The organism is Neisseria sp. P0021.S006 (assembly GCF_051956895.1).
This window is the reverse complement of record NZ_JBQCWZ010000120.1, coordinates 1-2,640: the sequence shown is the minus strand read 5'-3', so window position 1 is coordinate 2,640 and position 2,640 is coordinate 1. Positions and strand designations below refer to the sequence as shown.

Genomic DNA, 2,640 nt, shown 5'->3' with positions numbered 1-2,640 from the left:
TTCCAAACCCGCCCCCGACATCTTCCTCGCCGCCGCCGAGGGCGTGGGCGTGGACATCCGCCAATGCATCGGCATTGAAGACGCCGCCGCCGGCGTCGCCGCCATCAAAGCCGCCGGCGCCTTGCCCATCGGCGTGGGCAAAGCCGAAGACTTGGGCAGCGACATCGCGCTGGTGTCCGGCACCGCCGAGCTGACCTACGCCTATCTGCAAAACGTGTGGGCACAGTCGGGCAGGTAAAATACTAAGGAAGTAAAAAGGCCGTCTGAAAACTGGATTTCAGACGGCCTTTATTCTAAAAGTTTCCAGACGACGTTTGAGATCTTCTGAAAGTTTGAAACAGTGGTGAGAACGACAGACAACGCGTGCGTGCGTACCGCACACACCCTACACCTCGGTTTTAAAGTTTGTGCCTCCGCAGGTAAGGTGTGTGGCACAGCCACGCACGCGGTTGGTGGAGATGCAGGCTACGGCTTGCTACATCTTGGTTTTAAAGTTTGTACCATCCGCAGGTGGGGTGTGTGGCGCAGCCACAAACGCGGTTGGCGGGGATGCAGGCTACGGCTTGCTAAAAGTTTTCAGATGACATTTGAGGTCTTCTGAAGATTTGAAACAATGGTTTGAACAGCAAAAAACGCGTGCGTGCGTACCACACACACCCTACACCTCGATTTTAAAGTTTGTACCACTACAGGTAGCAACTGTATTTTTCACCCCGTCGGGCAAAAATACAAAAACTCAAATCAAGCCGTTTGGATACCGTTTTCGGCAAAGTAATCGCGCATCCGGGCATTCAATATCGTCAGCAGTTTGCGCATACATGCCGTAACGGCAACCTTATACGGCTTACCCTTAGACAGCAGGCGCTGATAGAAATCCCGAATAAGCGGTTCAAAACGTGTCGCTACCACGGTAGCCATATACAGAGCCTTACGCACCGCAGACCTTCCGCCGAAGCAGCGGCTTTTGAATTTGGTTTCCCCACTCTCCCTCGGGTGCGGGGCAATACCGACCAGGCTCGCTATCCGTTTGTGGTTCAGCCGTCCCAATTCGGGCAGCATCGCCATCAGTGTAGCCGCCGTTATCGAACCGATGCCTTTGATTTGCTCTGCTACTTTGGCTTTGCCGTCAAAATGCGTGTGGGTGTGGTCGTCGATTTGTTTGTCCAAGTCATCAATCAACCTGTCAAAATGGGCAATCAGTTGTTTGACGCTTTCGACTTGTGTTTCGTGAACCTGATACAGACGGTTTTTCTCGGCAGTCCGCATATCCACCAGCTGGTTGCGGCGGTTAACCAAGGCTTCCAACACTTCTTCCGCTTCGGTGTGCGGGTGGTAGAGCATGGTTTGCCAACCTTCTTTCTGTGCCGTCATCTGTGCGAAGAAGGCGAGCATTTTGGCATCTTTGGCATCGGTTTTGGTCAGCGACTGCGATTGGGCAAACTGATGCGTCTGACGTGGGTTGGCGATAATCACGGCTATGCCTGAGCGGTGGATGGCTTTGGCGGCGGGAATTTCGAGACCGCCGGTGCTTTCCATCACGACGAGGGCGACGTTGTGTTTTTTAAGGTATTCGACGGTATGGGCGATACCTTTCGTGTTATTGGTTTCGGTTTTGGTCTTGGACAAAGACGAAACGGCGATGACGAAGTTTCGTTTGGCGATATCGATGCCTGCGTAATTGTATTGGGTACTCATCATAAACCTGCCTTGCATTCGGTTGTGTTATCTGGCAACTGTTCGGTTGTGTCGATGGGTTGCCCGACCGCTCCCTGAGCTACTTGACGGTTGTTTGCCTCGGGTGTGTACGGGTGGCGGCCGGGCGGTTTGTTGCTATGATACGGGTGTTCCGATATACAAGGGTGTGTGGCGCAGCCACGCACGCGGTCGGTAGTTTTTTATAGCATTCACTCTCCGAAACTCATTACCGCTGTTTCTTTTGTGCCACCCCAATCTAACGGCAGCCATCCGTCCCTCACATAACGGTGAAACGACGAAAACGGCCAATCGCGGACATTGGCGCACAATCCATGTTTGACGGGATTGAAATGGATGTAGTCCGCGCAACGTTGCAAATCCGTTTCGTCGCGCACGGTGTGCTCATAAAAACGCCGTTGCCAAATACCGCGTTCGTGCCGCCGCTGTTTGCTGGCAGACAGGTTTTCGGCACGAGGGAAGTGTGTGGAGAATTTGGTTTTAATCAGCCGCCAGCGCAGGGAATAATCCGCATCATCGGGCGGCAGCGTCCAAATGGCGTGAATATGGTTCGGCAGTACGCATACGGCGACGGTTTCAAAGGGATATTGTTTTTGCACATCCATATAGGCCGCACGCAATAAACCGATATGTTCAATAAGCAGGCGCGCTTTGGGATCGGCGAGTTTGACGGTGAAAAAGAATGTACCGCCGGCAATGAAGTTTCTGCGATAACGCGCCATAGGATTTTTGTTTGTGGTTTGGATGTTGGAGAAGGAATGATTTGTTGTTTAAGGTTTTAACTTTGTTGAAACTGACGTTTTCAGACGACATTGGAGGCCGTCTGAAAGCGCTAGCTTCAACGAAGTTAAAAGTTGAAACGGCAAACCGTCAATCAAGCAACCGCGTGCGTGCGTACCGCACACACCCTACGCGTTGGTTTTTAAG

The 2,640-nt window shown here is 52.3% G+C and carries 4 protein-coding genes; 2 read left to right on the top strand and 2 right to left on the bottom strand.

All coding sequences use genetic code 11. From position 1 onward, the window contains the following. On the top strand, positions 1 to 238 hold a 238-nt coding region (locus tag ACTHUM_RS11365), incomplete at its 5' end, for an HAD-IA family hydrolase (protein WP_440402914.1). Positions 239 to 340: 102 nt separating this feature from the next. Continuing rightward, complete coding sequence (locus ACTHUM_RS11360; protein WP_440400688.1) at positions 341 to 601, top strand: hypothetical protein; 261 nt, start codon at positions 341 to 343, stop codon at positions 599 to 601. 140 nt (positions 602 to 741) lie between these two features. Here ACTHUM_RS11360 and ACTHUM_RS11355 read toward each other — a convergent pair whose 3' ends face one another. Next, positions 742 to 1,713, bottom strand: coding sequence for an IS110 family transposase (locus tag ACTHUM_RS11355; protein WP_440398603.1), 972 nt, complete (start codon positions 1,711 to 1,713; stop codon positions 742 to 744). A 191-nt stretch (positions 1,714 to 1,904) separates the two neighbouring features. Continuing rightward, entirely contained in the window at positions 1,905 to 2,435 is a 531-nt protein-coding gene (locus ACTHUM_RS11350; protein WP_107810491.1) for an REP-associated tyrosine transposase, read from the bottom strand. Positions 2,436 to 2,640 lie beyond the last annotated feature (205 nt).

Bases quoted from the DNA above. Each gene is read 5' to 3' on its own strand.
- ACTHUM_RS11355 (WP_440398603.1), bottom strand. From the start codon at position 1,713: ATGCAAGGCAGGTTTATGATGAGTACCCAATACAATTACGCAGGCATC.
- ACTHUM_RS11350 (WP_107810491.1), bottom strand. From the start codon at position 2,435: ATGGCGCGTTATCGCAGAAACTTCATTGCCGGCGGTACATTCTTTTTC.